The 14,531-nt window shown below is 33.2% G+C and carries 11 protein-coding genes; 4 read left to right on the forward strand and 7 right to left on the reverse strand.

Annotated features, from left to right (window positions below; genetic code table 11):
* Nucleotides 1–46 precede the first annotated feature (46 nt).
* On the forward strand, nucleotides 47–1,021 hold the full coding sequence (locus Q1B37_RS01715) for a polyprenyl synthetase family protein (RefSeq protein WP_299894738.1): 975 nt from the start codon (nucleotides 47–49) through the stop codon (nucleotides 1,019–1,021).
* A gap of 98 nt (nucleotides 1,022–1,119) precedes the next feature.
* On the opposite strand, the gene Q1B37_RS01720 is transcribed toward Q1B37_RS01715, so the two are convergent.
* On the reverse strand, nucleotides 1,120–1,464 hold the full coding sequence (locus Q1B37_RS01720) for a hypothetical protein (RefSeq protein WP_299603813.1): 345 nt from the start codon (nucleotides 1,462–1,464) through the stop codon (nucleotides 1,120–1,122).
* A gap of 180 nt (nucleotides 1,465–1,644) precedes the next feature.
* Between Q1B37_RS01720 and Q1B37_RS01725 the strand changes: the two genes are divergently transcribed.
* Entirely contained in the window at nucleotides 1,645–2,247 is a 603-nt protein-coding gene (locus Q1B37_RS01725) for a hypothetical protein (RefSeq protein WP_299894741.1), read from the forward strand.
* A gap of 9 nt (nucleotides 2,248–2,256) precedes the next feature.
* Here Q1B37_RS01725 and Q1B37_RS01730 read toward each other — a convergent pair whose 3' ends face one another.
* Together Q1B37_RS01730 and Q1B37_RS01735 are read right to left on the reverse strand one after the other, a co-directional pair.
* Nucleotides 2,257–2,631: a hypothetical protein gene (locus tag Q1B37_RS01730; protein ID WP_299894744.1), complete on the reverse strand. Its 375-nt coding sequence runs from the start codon at nucleotides 2,629–2,631 to the stop codon at nucleotides 2,257–2,259.
* Between the two features lie 140 nt (nucleotides 2,632–2,771).
* The gene (locus tag Q1B37_RS01735) at nucleotides 2,772–3,293 is read right to left on the reverse strand and encodes a hypothetical protein (protein ID WP_299894747.1); all 522 of its coding nucleotides are present in this window, start codon (nucleotides 3,291–3,293) and stop codon (nucleotides 2,772–2,774) included.
* Nucleotides 3,294–3,407: 114 nt separating this feature from the next.
* On the opposite strand from Q1B37_RS01735, the gene Q1B37_RS01740 reads away from it, so the two are divergent.
* Together Q1B37_RS01740 and odhB are read left to right on the forward strand one after the other, a co-directional pair.
* Nucleotides 3,408–6,194, forward strand: a complete 2,787-nt coding sequence (locus Q1B37_RS01740; protein WP_299894750.1) for a 2-oxoglutarate dehydrogenase E1 component — start codon at nucleotides 3,408–3,410, stop codon at nucleotides 6,192–6,194.
* 61 nt (nucleotides 6,195–6,255) lie between these two features.
* Nucleotides 6,256–7,485: a 2-oxoglutarate dehydrogenase complex dihydrolipoyllysine-residue succinyltransferase gene (gene odhB, locus Q1B37_RS01745; RefSeq protein ID WP_299894752.1), complete on the forward strand. Its 1,230-nt coding sequence runs from the start codon at nucleotides 6,256–6,258 to the stop codon at nucleotides 7,483–7,485.
* A gap of 92 nt (nucleotides 7,486–7,577) precedes the next feature.
* On the opposite strand, the gene Q1B37_RS01750 is transcribed toward odhB, so the two are convergent.
* The 4 genes from Q1B37_RS01750 to Q1B37_RS01765 form a co-directional block, all read right to left on the reverse strand.
* Nucleotides 7,578–10,112, reverse strand: coding sequence for a glycoside hydrolase family 9 protein (locus Q1B37_RS01750; protein ID WP_299894754.1), 2,535 nt, complete (start codon nucleotides 10,110–10,112; stop codon nucleotides 7,578–7,580).
* Between the two features lie 484 nt (nucleotides 10,113–10,596).
* Nucleotides 10,597–11,544 carry a GYDIA family GHMP kinase gene (locus tag Q1B37_RS01755; RefSeq protein WP_299894757.1) on the reverse strand — a complete coding sequence of 316 codons (948 nt, stop codon included), beginning with the start codon at nucleotides 11,542–11,544 and terminating at the stop codon, nucleotides 10,597–10,599.
* Between the two features lie 110 nt (nucleotides 11,545–11,654).
* On the reverse strand, nucleotides 11,655–12,314 hold the full coding sequence (locus Q1B37_RS01760) for an ABC transporter ATP-binding protein (protein ID WP_299894759.1): 660 nt from the start codon (nucleotides 12,312–12,314) through the stop codon (nucleotides 11,655–11,657).
* 679 nt (nucleotides 12,315–12,993) lie between these two features.
* Entirely contained in the window at nucleotides 12,994–14,310 is a 1,317-nt protein-coding gene (locus Q1B37_RS01765; RefSeq protein ID WP_299894762.1) for a hydroxymethylglutaryl-CoA reductase, degradative, read from the reverse strand.
* Nucleotides 14,311–14,531 lie beyond the last annotated feature (221 nt).

Below are 14,531 nucleotides of genomic sequence, written 5' to 3' on the forward strand. Positions count from 1 at the left end.
ATTATTTTTTTAATTTTTATTATACCTTAGCACAAAAATTCATTCAGTGCATACCATTTCCGATTACCAAAAATATTTTTTAGATTATTTATCAGAGAATACGATACAAAAAGAACCTAAGAATCTCTATGAACCTATTTCTTATATACTAACATTAGGAGGTAAAAGACTTAGGCCTGTTTTGGTATTGATGAGCTGCGAAATTTTTGGAGGTTCATACGAAAAAGCTTTAGATGCAGCTTTGGCAATAGAGGTTTTTCATAATTTTTCTTTAGTGCATGATGATATCATGGATGATGCTCCGCTGAGAAGGGGAAAAGAAACGGTTCATGAAAAATGGGATGTAAATACAGGGATTCTTTCTGGTGATGCTATGTTGATCAATGCATATCAACTTTTCGAAAATTATGAAGGAGATATTTTTAGACAGTTAGCTCAGTTGTTTTCAAAAACAGCGATTGAAGTTTGTGAAGGACAGCAGTACGATATTGATTTCGAAACACGAGATGATGTTACTATTCCTGAGTATTTAAAAATGATTGAATATAAGACAGCAGTTTTAGTTGCGGCGGCTATGAAAATGGGAGCTATTATAGCTGAAGCTTCTGACACTTGTAGATCATCTGTTTATGATTTTGGACGATTATTAGGAATTGCATTTCAATTACAAGATGATTATTTGGATGCTTTTGGAGATCCAGAGACTTTTGGAAAACAAGTAGGGGGCGATATTATTGAGAATAAAAAAACCTTTTTGTATTTGAAAGCGATAGAAAAAGGGGATGATAGTCTAAAGAAACAATTAGAAGGGTTGTTTTCATTGCATCCAGAAAATCCTTCAGAAAAGATTCAAACAGTTAAAGGGATTTTTGAAACAACTGGTGCTAAGGAAAGTACAAGACAGGAAATTGAGAAATACACCAAAATGGCTTTTGATGTATTAGAAGGTTTGTCAATTTCGGATGACAAAAAGAAAGTCTTGGAGACTTTTGGTAAACAGCTAATGAATAGAACTGTATAAATAGAAAGACCTGATCAGAAAATCAGGTCCACGCTTGGTTTGAGGCAAAAAAACACTGCGTAATAAGGTTAATAAAATTGTAATAGGTATAAGTTTTATTAACTCCTTTTATTTTTAGTAATCTTGATCGAGTCAAAAGTAAAATCAGAGTTCGCCGTAAAGTTTTCTCCAGTTTTTACATTCATAAACTTCCACTGATATCCTTTTTCTGTTTCTTGCACATCAGATCTAGCTATAGAGGATATAGGAACACCAAGATAGTTTTGGATAATAGTATTGATTTTTGTGTTTATTTCTCCACTAACATTATTTTGTGATGATGCTTGGGTAGCTATATTCTTAGAAGTAGTTACTTTTACTTCTTTAGTTTTTAGTGTTTCTTTAGAACCTGAACAGCTTACTGCTGCAAATCCTAAGAAAACTATAAGTAGTTTTGCTTTCATAATGAGTTTGTTTCTTGTACAAATGTATTGTTAAACCGTATTTTTTTTATGGTTTAAGTGTGTTTTAAAAATGAAAAATTAGATAATTTGTTGGATTCATCGATGAAATGCAAACGCTACAGAGTAAAAAAAGAAGTAATTGTTAATTGTATTAAAGTGAAGATGTTTACGAGGCTTTTATTGATAGTAATTATCCATGTTGGTTATGGTCAAGATAAATTTGATCAGGTTAATGATCGTTATGAAATTTTTTTAGAAAGAATTAATGTAAAGGATACCTTGCTAAAGAATAGAACGAAATATTATAAATGTGGTGAGGATATATCTGGTAGAATTGAATATTATTATGAGAAGGAGGAGTTAAAATTGATGATGCATATCTATAAACAAGGTTTTGGAAATAATTCGTTTTTGGAGAATTATTTTATTCAAAACGATTCATTGCAGCTTAAAACCGTAATATCAGAAGAGATTTTTTTTAATACACTTTATAAAGAGAGTAGTCAAGGAGTATCTTCTACTAGTGTTGAAAAAGTTATAGAAATTACCGAGCAACGAATGCTTTTTAAAGATGATGATGTTCCAGCTTGTATTGAAAGAAAGCATGGAGCAATACTTTCAGAGTGGGACCAAGGATATTTCGACTCCTTAGCATTTGATAAAGGAGTTTGTATTGAAAATAAGGAAGATATCTTATATAAATACCGTTTACTTAGAAAAGCAGAAAAAAAACTAGAGAGTTATTCGAATAGAAAGCCCAAATGTATTTTTCATATTTGGTAAAATGAGTAGCTAAAAGTCCGAAACCTGTGTGTTTTCCTTTTTATTATTCTTCTCTATTTTAACGGAACTAAATTTTAGGTCCGAAAACCCTTTGAAACTACTTCCATTTCTAACATTTAGAAATTTCCAGTAATAGCCATTATCCGTCTTAGTGATTGGAGATATGGCTATAGAAGAAATAGAAACACCGAGATGACTTTCGATAATCGTATTTATTTTCTTCTGAATTTTTGGATCGTTAACTTCTCCTGTCCTAACAGATTTATCTTTTTTTACAAAATAAGGATTGTTATTAGGATCGAAATTAGAAGTGGCTACTTTTTTGTTACTAGAACAAGACGACAGTGCTATTGCTACTAATAGCGTTAGAGTTAAGTTTTTCATGATGTTTTTGGGGTCTTATTATTTAATAATCATAAAATTACTAAAAGAAATGCAGATTTGATCTTATAAGGCCTAATATTAGATAATAAGTAGTTTTTCTAGACAAACTACCAGATTTTTGCAGCAAATAGCGGGAATTTTTAAAAGAACACTCTCACAAAAGGAGCATAAGCACTTGCATAGATACTTTTGTTTTCGTCATATAAAACATCATATCTGAGTCCAACACTTACAAAACCAATCCTATATCCTGCACCTATAAAAAGAGCTGGATACCAATAATCATCACTGAAATCTTCTCCGTCAATTTCGAAATTTCTGCTTACACCCATTTGTTCAAACTCAGCAGATAGTTGTAAAGAAGGAAAAGGGTTGTATAATGTAATAAGACTTGCACCATAATTTGTAGCAGTAAAATTTCGAGAATCTGTATAACCGAAGTTGAGTCCAAATCCCGCACTGAACTGATTATTAAAATCATACACTACAGAAGGTGCTAAAATACCATTAAACGTATCATCGGTAAAACCAATACCAATATTTCCACCAATTCTAACTTTGGACCAAAAATTATTATCCTGAGCATAACATTCTTGTAAGGAAAGGAAAATTGATAATACTAATACGGAAATTTTGATTTTATGAATAAGAATTAGTTTCATTGTTAAAATTGTAAAAAAATGTTACAATAAATATATATAATTCGATACTCATTATACTGTAATTGTTGTATTTTTGTGATGTTTTATAATAAAAAGACGGTTGAATACTTACATATGGATAAATATTCATTTTTGAATGCGGCTAATACCGCATTTTTTGCAGACTTATATGATCAATATCTGCAAAGCCCAGATAGCGTAGAGCCAAGCTGGAGAGCATTTTTTCAGGGATTTGATTTTGGTATGGAAAGTGCCGATGGTGTCGGAGAAACCATTTATATCGAAAAAGAATCAGGCGATACTGTTGCAGTTCCAGAAAATGTTCAAAAAGAGTTTCAGGTAATTAGATTAATCGATGGCTACAGAACAAGAGGTCATCTTTTTACCAAAACGAACCCAGTTAGAGAGCGCAGAAAATACACACCTACATTAGCATTAGAAAATTTTGGTTTAAGTCAAGCTGATCTCAATACTACCTTTAACGCAGGTGAGATAATTGGTATCGGACCGAACACTTTGAGCAATATCATTGTTCATTTAGAACAAATATATTGTGATGCAATAGGGATCGAGTATATGTATATTCGTAATCCTGAGGAACGTGCTTGGATACAAAGTCGTGTAAATTTTAATACCAACAGAACGAAGTTTACTAACGATCAGAAAAAGCATATTCTTAAGAAGCTTAATCAGGCTGTTTCGTTTGAAAGTTTCTTGCATACTAAGTACGTTGGTCAGAAACGATTTTCACTAGAAGGAGGAGAGTCTTTAATCCCTGCATTAGATGCCTTGGTTGAAAAAGCAGCTGATATGGGAGTTAAAGAGTTTGTGATGGGAATGGCACATAGAGGTCGTTTGAGTACACTTACCAATATTTTCGGGAAAAGCCCAAAAGATATCTTTAGTGAGTTTGATGGTAAGGATTATGAAGAAGCGATCTTTGATGGTGATGTGAAATATCACTTAGGATGGACCTCTAAGAGAGAAACGGATTCAGGGAAAGCTATTAATATGAATATAGCACCAAATCCATCCCACCTAGAAACTGTTGGTGCTGTGGTAGAAGGAATCACAAGAGCAAAACAAGATAGACATTATAAAGAAGATATATCTCAGGTGTTACCAATTGTAGTGCATGGAGATGCCGCTATTGCAGGACAAGGTTTGGTATACGAAATTGTTCAAATGGCGCAATTAGACGGATACAAGACTGGTGGTACAATCCATATTGTAGTAAATAATCAAATTGGTTTTACTACCAATTATTTAGATGCGCGTTCTTCTACATATTGTACAGATGTAGGTAAGGTTACACTTTCTCCGGTACTTCATGTAAATTCAGATGATGCCGAAGCAGTAGTTCATGCTACTAATTTTGCTTTGGATTTTAGAATGAATTTTGGGCGTGATGTATTTATCGATTTATTAGGATATCGAAAATATGGTCATAATGAAGGAGATGAACCACGTTTTACACAACCTAAGTTGTATAAAGCAATTGCTAAGCATAAAAACCCAAGAGATATTTATGCAGCAAAATTAATCGCGGATGGCATTATAAACAATGACTATGTAGCGGAATTGGAAAAAGAGTATAAAGCATCACTGGAAGAAGAGTTAGAAGATTCTCGTAAGCAGGATAAAACCATTATCACGCCGTTCATGCAAGATGAATGGGCAGGTTTTACGAGAGTTCAGGAAGATGAGATGATGGCAAATGTAGATACTACGTGTTCTAAAGAGAGTCTTACTGAAATCGCTGAAGTAATTACCAAACTACCATCCGATAAAAAGTTCCTTCGAAAAATTGATAAAATTATAAAGGATAGAAATAAGCGCTTTTTTGAAACAGATGAGTTAGATTGGGCGATGGGAGAACTATTAGCATATGGATCTTTATTAAAAGAAGGATATGATGTGCGTATGAGTGGACAAGATGTAGAAAGAGGAACCTTCTCTCATCGACATGCTGTTATAAAAGTGGAAGATAGCGAAGAAGAGGTACTATTATTAAATAACCTGAAAGGTGATCAAGGAGATTTTTATATCTATAACTCATTTTTATCAGAGTATGGAGTAGTAGGATTTGATTATGGTTATGCAATGGCAAGTCCTAAGTCTTTGACTATCTGGGAAGCTCAATTTGGAGATTTTAGTAATGGTGCTCAAATCATGATAGATCAGTACATTTCTTCTGCTGAGGATAAATGGAAGCTTCAAAATGGTTTGGTGATGTTATTACCTCATGGTTATGAGGGGCAAGGAGCAGAGCATTCTTCTGCTAGAATGGAACGTTATCTACAATTATGTGCTAAGGATAATATGTTTGTTGCAGATGTTACTACACCAGCTAATTTGTTTCATTTGCTAAGAAGACAAATGAAAGCTGATTATCGTAAGCCTTTGATTATTTTTACTCCTAAAAGTTTGTTACGTCATCCTAAGGTAGTTTCTTCTATCGATGATTTGGCAAATGGAAGTTTTCAAACAGTTATCGATGATGCAGATGCTAAAGAAAAAGACACGAAAACACTAGTATTCTGTACTGGTAAATTCTATTATGATCTTTTAGAGCAAAAGGAAAAGTTAGAAAGAAATGATGTAGCTTTAGTTCGAATAGAACAATTATTCCCACTTCCGGTGAACGAAATGGATGCTTTAATTAAAAAGTATAACAAAGCAAAAGATGTTGTTTGGGCTCAGGAAGAACCACGTAATATGGGAGCATTAAGTCATATTTTAATGCATTTTGATGGAGCAACTTCATTTAGATTTGCAAGTAGAAGACCGTATGGAGCTCCAGCAGCTGGAAGCGCAACAAGATCTAAAAGAAGGCATCAGGAAGTGATTGATTTTGTATTTGATAAAACAAAAGACAATCAAAGAAGAAAAAAGAAATAGTAAGGTAAAGTAAAAATCGAAAATTTTTCGCTCACGCGATATAAAGTATAAACTTAGAATTATGGCTTTAGAAATGAAAGTCCCTTCTCCGGGAGAATCCATTACAGAAGTAGAAATTGCTCAATGGCTTGTAGAAAACGGTGATTATGTAGAAAAGGATCAAGCTATTGCCGAAGTAGATAGTGATAAAGCAACATTAGAATTACCTGCAGAAGCTAGCGGTATTATCACTTTAAAGGCAGAAGAGGGTGATGCAGTAGCGGTTGGTGAGGTTGTATGTCTTATAGATACGGATGCTGCAAAACCAGAAGGAGGTGCATCTGCATCTTCTGAAGCTCCTAAAGTAGAAGAGAAAAAAGAAGAACCTGCTCCGGTAAAAGCAGAAACACCAGCTCCTCAGAAAACAACTACGTACGCTACAGGTACTGCTTCTCCGGCAGCTAAAAAAGTATTAGCGGAAAAAGGTGTTGATGCTTCTCAGGTAAAAGGTACTGGTAGAGATGGTCGTATTACAAAAGCAGATGCTGTTGATGCTAAACCTTCTATGGGGACTCCAGGTTTAGGAAGTAGAGGAGAGTCTAGAAAGAAATTATCTATGTTACGAAGAAAAGTAGCAGAGAGATTAGTTTCTGTAAAGAACGAAACTGCGATGCTTACTACTTTTAATGAAGTAGATATGCAGCCAATTTTTGATTTAAGAAAAGAATATAAAGAAACCTTTAAGGTTAAGCATGGAGTAAGTCTTGGATTTATGTCATTCTTTACGTTAGCTTGTGTAAGAGCACTAAAGATGTATCCAGCAGTAAACTCTATGATTGATGGTAAAGAAATGCTTTCTTTCGACTTTCAGGATATAAGTATTGCTGTGTCTGGACCAAAAGGATTAATGGTTCCAGTAATTAGAAATGCGGAAAATTTAAGTTTCAGAGGTGTAGAGTCAGAAGTGAAAAGATTAGCTATTCGCGCTAGAGAAGGACAAATTACTGTAGATGAAATGACAGGAGGAACCTTTACAATCACAAATGGTGGAGTATTCGGAAGTATGTTGTCAACTCCAATAATCAATCCTCCTCAGAGTGCTATTTTAGGAATGCATAATATTGTAGAAAGACCAATTGTACGAGATGGTCAAATTGTTGTTGCACCAATTATGTACGTAGCGTTATCTTATGATCACAGAATAATTGATGGTAAAGAATCTGTAGGGTTCTTAGTAGCAGTGAAAGAAGCGTTAGAAAATCCAGTAGAGTTATTAATGGATAATGATGTTAGCAGAGCATTAGAGCTTTAGGATAGATAGAATATCTTATAAAAATAAAAAACCACTACATTTTACAAGTAGTGGTTTTTTATTTTTAATAAAATTCGAATAACCTAATTAATCTATTGTTTGATTAATTTAGAAGTATAGCTTTGACCTTCTGCAATTATCTTAACCAGATATAAACCTGAAGTAACATTATTAATATCTATATTGGCGATTGTTTTGTCTACTTCGCGAGATAGTATTTTCTTTCCTTGTACCGAATATAATTCTACTTTAGAAATAGTGGTAGATAAGGAAGATTGGATGTTTAAAACATTGCTTGTTGGATTAGGGAAAATCTTAAATGCGTTTTCGATTTGTTCGTTTTCATCTATGGATAGTGTATTTGATTCTCTTTGATAAAAATCTAACGCGTGCATTGCATACACTAACGGAGCATTCCAGTTGATAGTGATTTCATTGGTAGAATAAGAACACCAGTGATCTACATATTTAGACGCTGGAAAGTTAGTAGGAAAACTCACACCAGAACCAGAGCAATCTCCAGTATCTGGATTATTTTCGTTTTGTGGTCCACCAACAATCATTCCTGGTACTGGTGCTGAAACACCATCGGCATCAGAAATTCTGTGATGAGGTTCGAATACTTGCTTGTCTCCGAATCCTGTAACATAAGAGAATCCTGTACCATTTCTTCCAAAAATATAATCCATTGCTGTATAAGCAGCATCTAAATAGGATTCATCATTTGTAAGTTCGTATGCTCTAATTAGTAAAAAAAGCTGGTTTCCAACAGCGCCATTACTACCCCATGAGTAATCATTGCCTTCCATGGTAATTTTCATTGCAGACGAATTAACACGATCTCTTAGTTCATTGGCTGTTCCTAATAAAGTATTGTTGGCCTGTGTAACATTTATAGATCCGGTTAAACTAGTTGCATGATGTGCAATAGAAATTAGTGCTAAAGGATCACTATAAGGCCAACTGGGTGTTCCTCCTCCAATAGAGCTTACATTAATATCATCCCTGTAAGTGTTTTCTCCAGTCGTAATAAATAATTCTACGGCTGCCCACTGAAATTCATCCGTTACATTCGTATCTCCATATTCTCCAGTCTGAATATCCGAAACTGGACCTCCGCCTCCTTGACTATAATAAACAGTAGGATTTGCTTTTGCCCAAGTGTAAGCATCTTTAGCAGCATTTTCTAATTGAGTGCTAAATCCAGGACGTACGTTTTCGTAATCGGCAAATATTCTGGATGCTACCGCTGTTACTGCTGCAAAGTTTAATGCGGCTGCTGTCGATTTCTGAACTACATATCGCTGTAAGTTGTAATCCGCAGGCATAATTCTTCCAGAAAAGGATTTTGCTGTTAACTTATGATAGACTCCTCCATCAAAAGGATCTTGCATAGTCAACATCCAATCTAGGTTCCATAATACTTCATCCAAAATATCAGGAAGATCGCCACCTTGTTCAGGTATGTTATATTGTAAGTTTTCCCATTCTGTTTTATAGTGTTCGAAAGCAGCTAATAAGGTATAAGTGCTTATTCCACTATTTACAATATATTTATTATAATCTCCAGCGTCATACCATCCTTTTGGTGAGGATATGATGAAGTTTTCAGGTCTACCAGAAGAAACTGCTGATGAATGTATTCTTACTTGTGTGTCCGGTGTTCCTGCTGGTCTGGCATATACGCCAGCATGAGTAGCCTCTAAAGCAGTAGACGATCGATTGTAATAATAGTATTTAAAGGCTTCTTCTCTCAGTTCGGCATATCCATCATCACTGACTTTAAAAGAAATCTCCTCCTGATCAACTTGAAAACGATAAGTTCCCTCAGCATCTACTCCAGAAATATCAACATTGGAAATATGTTCTCCTGAATCACTCCATAAAGAGGATGGTCCTGTGGTTCCTGATAATACTATATTATCATTACTGTCTAAAACTGTATAAGCTTGATTACTAAAACTACTTTGCGCTGCAATACTAATAGTCTTATTTCTTCCAGTTAAATATCCAACTTGATTATAACGAACATCAAGGGTAGATGGAGGAGGAATAGCTTCTAAAGGTTCTCCAAAAGAAATCCAGTCAATAGTAATTGTTCCGTTGTACTGGCCTCCATTGGTCCCAGGATTGACAAAAAATTGCACAAACCTAATTTTAGAAGAATCTACTGAACAAGGTGCTGTAGCTTGGGTACAAGAAGATCCTCCATAGCCTCCATCTTGTAAGCTAGAGGAATAATCAAGTTCATAAATTGTAGAAGTGCCATCTATTCTAACAGATTGTGGACTTAAGTTAGTTACAAAATCATCTTCATCTTGTATATCTACTCTGAAATCAGGATTAGAAGTTCCTGAAACTTTTATAAAAAGCTTATTGTTACTAGAAGCATCTATCGATATATCTGTTCCGGAATTGTGCAAAGTATACACAATAGGATCAAAATCCCCAGCGGTACCATCTCCTTGTATAACCAGATTTCCTCCAGATAAAGATGAGGAATAAGAACTAGAAGACTCTACAGAGAGTATTCCTTCATCAAAGTCATCGCTATAAACGACTTGGGCATTAACTTGAAAAACTACCAATAATAAAATTAAGGTAGCAAATAAATTTCTTTTTTTCATCGGGACAATTTTTAATTTCGAGCTATAATTTTATTTCCAAAAATAGATTATAGCCCATTTTAACGATTTGTGGCGAGCGAAAATTAAATCATAAATAAATCGATCAAAAAATGAAATCTGAAAATCAACGAAAACTTACTTAAGATTTTAAGTAAAAAATTGATTTACGTTCTTTTTTTATTTTTTAATTAATGACGATTTATTTAATGAGCATTTTAAGCTCATTTTGAACATTATGTTTAAGAACCAAATTTAAAGAAGGAATGTTTTACTGCTTTAATAATTATATCTTAACATTTTATGTACATTGTCTTTTTTGCAGAGATAAGAGGTTAAAACACGCTGAGTAAGCGCGTTTTTGTAGGGTTTTCGAATAAAATAGTATGAGTTTGAAAAGAATAGATTTAAAGATATTTTATATAATTAATATCTCTTTTAAACAGATAAATTCAAGAGGTATAGCCTTTTCTTTCTATACAAAATCCTATAAAATCATTTCTGTATATGGAATAATCGTTTGATAACCTTTGTTTTCAAAATATTTCATGTCATTTTTACTTCCTATAGCTAGTACAAAATCACCTCCCCAACCACCTAAACTTTTTACACTTCCTGCATAATCTGAGAATAAATTAGTTTTTACAGTAGGAGTATTAATGATTTTTGAGATGATATCTTCATGTAAATCTACTAATACATTAAACTCTTCTAAAGAATCACAGCTAACTATTTTGTGAGTGATTTCTGTGATGGAAGTTGCAGCTTTATCAAAATCTTTAAGAGGTAATGATTGATAGTGTTTGATGGATTGTTTACTGTCTTGTTTTTTGTTTAAATAGATAAAAAATAAAGAATCTTTGAAAGTGGGCTTGAAATCTATTTCCTGTACAAGAGGTTTTCCTTCCTTACGAGTGTATAGTATAGGACTATTATGTTTGGCACTGGCAATATCATAACCACTGCCTCCAAAACTTTTATTGAGTAATGTGTAAGCATCTACATCAGCCCATTGAGCAATATTGTTTATAAGTGTGGAAGAAGAACCTAGTCCCCATTGTCTATTAAATTCTAATTTCGTTTCTATACCATATCCTTTAGGATCGGATAAAAATTTTGGATTTAATTCCTGAGCTACTTTTAAAATTTTGAAAAGTGTTTCAGTAATACCTAATCCTTCTTCGTCATGTATAATAGAAGTAGAAGAACTTTCTATAGAATACAAATCTTGCAAAGGTAGTGGTATGGTAGTTTCAAACCATTTCAAGTTATTATAATCAATACTTTTCCAGGTGATTTGTGCGGTCTCATTTTCAGTTACCTCTAGCCATTGACCTTTTTTGGTAGGTAATGCTAATGCTGGGATACCATCAAGGACTAAATATTCTGAAGTTAAGAGTAGTTTACCGTGACTATAAAATTTGTTTTTCGACATATAAGATAGATTAGTCAAAAACAAATGTACTTTTTTAAGTGCTTTTATAAAATTAGGTAAGAAATAAATTAGAAATTGTTGGTATCAGAGAATTTGATTGCAATACCTAATTAAGTTGGGAGATAATTTAAATATCCATAATCTACTAATTGAGAAGGTTCTTTTATGGGAATCGATGTATTGTCTTTTATCAAATATAGCTCATCGGATACATTAAGAATCTGGCGATACATGTGATCGGTAATAATGATGATTTTATGTGCTTTTTCTTTTTCAATAAGTTCGATGAATTTTTCGACATATAAAGGAGTAATGTTAGAAAAAGGCTCATCCAACAATGCAATGTCACCTGGACTCATGAGCATAAGGTAGGTTTCAATTATTCTTTTTTCACCTCCTGATAGATCATATATGTGAGGGTTTTTATATTTCCGAAAAGTTTCGAAGTCGGACATAAAATTTTCCCAAGTAAGATCGAATAGTCTAAATACCCTTTTTAGAGGTATATTTTTGGGTATGGTATCAATTTGAGATAAATATTTTACTTTTTTGGATAAGTATAAGGGTTTGCTTTGGTGTTTTCCATCAATTCGGATTAACTTATTTTGCGGTTTTAAATGCCCAAAAACAATTTTTAATAAACTACTTTTTCCACATCCATTTCTTCCTAATATTCCCGTTACTTTTCCTTTTTCTGCTTTTATGTAAATACCGTTCAGGATAAACTTATCACCGTAGGATAATTCTATATTGTCAATTTCCAAAATCATGAAATAAAATATTGAAATGCATAAAATGTGATTGCAGAAATTATACAATCAAAAAGAAACCCAACCAGAAAAAGATACATATGATGTAAGCCAAGGTTTTCATAAAAGAAGAAACGATCTGTATATGAAACCTCAATGTTGGTATAAGATACAAACTTGTGCCATACTTTTAACCCCAGAAAATACAGTAATTTAATAAGGATAATAAAAGAAAGATTAGTGTTATTATCTCTAAATAATAGCAATAACGTAGCAAATGTAAGCACTACAAATTGCTTTCTGTAAAAATATAGTAAGAGATATAATTTGGTGGGCATAACTAAAAACCTTGAAGGTAATGCTTAAGACTGAATTATTGTTAAGAATGAGCTATTACCAAGATACTTCCTGTAGTAAGGACGAAGGTTTTATTTAGTTATGACAGTTTTCTGAAATTATAGACCACAAAAAGAACTTTTATGTTTTTCTTTTTAAGCTAATATCTCTGTTTAAAGTTATTTCTCTTTATTAGTATTCGCATATAAAAAAGCCAACGATACTAAGGTTCCTGATACAATTGAAGAAATAGCAGTTTGTAAAAAAGATAAACGATTAAAATAGAAGTATTCTATAGCAATATGGATGCAAAAAGTAATTGCGGATATTAAGATTAAATTTTTTAGGAAGAAACGAGTTTTCATTATTTTCTGAGCTTTTCAATTTGTTCTACTACCTTACTATGACTTACTGTATTGGTTTTGAAATATGTTATCAATGATTCCTTTTCTGAAGCTGTTGCCTCAAACTGATTTAGAATGTTCATCAAATGCATTTTCATATGACCTTGCTGAATTCCGGTTGTAATCAAGGAATTGATCGCTCCAAAGTTTTGCGCTAGTCCTGCTACCGCCGTAATTTTCATTAATTGTTTGGCATCTGGTTTTCCTAATAAGTTTAGTGCTAGTTTTACTAAAGGATGTAAAGAGGTTAGCCCTCCAACAGTTCCTAAAGCTAATGGTATTTGTATCGAAAAGTAAAATGTATCATTTTCAATTTTGGCATCGGTAAGACTTGTGTATTTACCATTTCTAGAAGCATAAGCATGTGCTCCTGCTTCAATAGCTCTAAAATCGTTTCCTGTAGCCAATACTACGGCGTCTATTCCATTCATAATACCTTTATTATGAGTTACCGCTCTGTAGGGTTCTATTTTGGCAATCTCTACGGCTCTTACAAATTTTTGGGCATAGGCATCAGGAGATAATCCTTCTACAGTAGGTAAGGTTTCTACAGGACAAGAAACAGAAGCTTTTACAACACATTCTGGGACATAATTAGACAATATACTCATGATGATTTCGATATCCTTTTCATCATCTGAAAATTTATCATAAGAATCGGCAGCATTGGTTAGAAAATCGGCAAACTGCTCTAAGCAAGAGTTTATAAAATTAGCACCCATTGCATCTGCTGTTCCAAATGTACAATGAAGTTGATAATAATTTTCGATTTCATCAGTTTTGTCTCTTAGCTCAATATCAATAATTCCTCCACCTCTTTTTTCCATGTTTTTGGTAATATGAGAAGCAGACGAAATAAGATCAGATTTTATAGTTTCAAAGAATGTTCTTAATGAAGAAATATCTCCTTTAAAGGTGAAATGTACTTGTCCGACTTTAGTCGTAGATAATACTTCTGCATGAAAGCCACCTCGATTTTGCCAAAATTTAGCGGCTTTGCTGGCTGCAGCTACTACAGAACTCTCTTCAATTGCCATTGGAATGGTAAAACGCTCTCCGTTGATCAAAAAGTTTGGGGCTATGGAAAATGGTAAATAGTAGTTCGATATGGTGTTTTCAGTAAACTCATCATGCAATTGCTGAAGCTTTTCGTCAGAATTCCAGTACGTTTTAAGTATTTCGATAGTTTTTTGATCATTATTAAAATGATGTTCTACCAACCAGTTTATTTTGTCTGATTTAGAAAGCTTAGAAAAGCCAGAAACTACAGGAGCCATATTGAATTTTTACGATCTGGCCTCAAAGATACTATTCTGTTTGGTTTCAATCGATTTTTCAGAATTCTTATGCGTTTTTTATAATTGTTCTAAGCTGAAATATATTTTCAATTCCCTTGGATTTATTGATGATATGCTAATAAATATTCGATTATCGAATGTCGTTTTATTGTATTTAACGTCAATTGTTGTATTTTTCACGGATTTTTTAGTATTCTTGA

It is taken from the genome of uncultured Aquimarina sp. (assembly GCF_947492965.1).
Classification (GTDB): domain Bacteria; phylum Bacteroidota; class Bacteroidia; order Flavobacteriales; family Flavobacteriaceae; genus Aquimarina.